This is a genomic window from Sutterella massiliensis (genome assembly GCF_016899755.1).
Taxonomy (GTDB): Bacteria; Pseudomonadota; Gammaproteobacteria; order Burkholderiales; family Burkholderiaceae_F; genus Sutterella; species Sutterella massiliensis.
Map to the genome: position 1 here is coordinate 1 of NZ_JACJJC010000313.1, position 407 is coordinate 407.

Genomic DNA, 407 nt, shown 5'->3' on the forward strand with positions numbered 1-407 from the left:
GGCGGTTACTACAGAGACGACCGTCGTTGACGACGGCCTGCTTTCCGTCAGCCAATGAATCGCAAAAACAGCTGAATGCGCTGATTACGTTAGATTTTTCGCCGAAACGGCTTGACGGAAGTTTGTTGCTCGAAACGGGCCGTGAAGAAAGGCCCGGTCCCTCTGGCGCGGACCGGGCCTTCTGACTTCTTCACGAGGTGAATCCCGAGCGCCACCTTGCAAGAAACGCCCAAGACCCGGGAGTCATCGTATCACGACCGATTCCTGTCGTGGCGCTTTGCTTGCAGGTTCCGAAGGTCAGAAGTCAAACTCAAGACCAGCCATGATCTGTAGCGACAACAGGAGAGGGAATTACTGCACGGATTTCACCGACTTCGCTGCTTCCATACCGGCAATGCGACCGGAGT

Annotated in this window: 1 protein-coding gene; it reads left to right on the forward strand. The window is 55.5% G+C overall.

The window, feature by feature from the left end; genetic code table 11:
* On the forward strand, positions 1 to 185 hold a 185-nt coding region (locus H6A60_RS12720), incomplete at its 5' end, for a hypothetical protein (protein ID WP_205105214.1).
* Between the last annotated feature and the right edge of the window lie 222 nt (positions 186 to 407).